General features: G+C 41.1%; 1 protein-coding gene. It reads left to right on the forward strand.

Annotated features, from left to right (window positions below):
• The coding region (locus E3E32_RS10020) for an amidophosphoribosyltransferase (protein WP_255453219.1) at positions 1 to 489 on the forward strand (489 nt) is incomplete at both ends.

Raw genomic sequence — 489 nt, forward strand, 5'->3', positions numbered from 1 at the left:
AATGCAGATGTCGTCATACCCGTGCCTGATTCAGGAAGGGCCGCTGCACTAGGGTTTTCTCAGACAAGTGGAATACCTTACGCTGAGGGATTAATAAAGAACCGTTACATAGGTAGAACTTTCATAATGCCTGGTCAGTTTTATAGAGAACTTAAAGTAAAACTAAAGCTTTCTCCTGTCAGGGAGATTGTCAGTGGAAAACGTGTAGTTCTTATTGATGATTCTATAGTTAGAGGGACCACAATGAGAAGAATTGTGGTAATGTTAAGGAAAGCTGGGGCGAAGGAGGTTCATGTGAGAATAGCATCTCCACCGATAAAACATCCTTGCTATATGGGGATAGACATTCCAACTAGGCATGAGTTAATAGCAGCATTTGGGAGCATTGATAGAGTTAAAAAAGCCATAAACGCGGATACTCTGGCATATCTTAGTGTAGATGGACTGAAAAAAGCTGTAGGAAAAGAAGAGCTTTGTTTGGCTTGTCTT

Source organism: Thermococcus sp. GR6 (assembly GCF_012027415.1).
GTDB classification, from domain to species: Archaea; Methanobacteriota_B; Thermococci; order Thermococcales; family Thermococcaceae; genus Thermococcus; species Thermococcus onnurineus.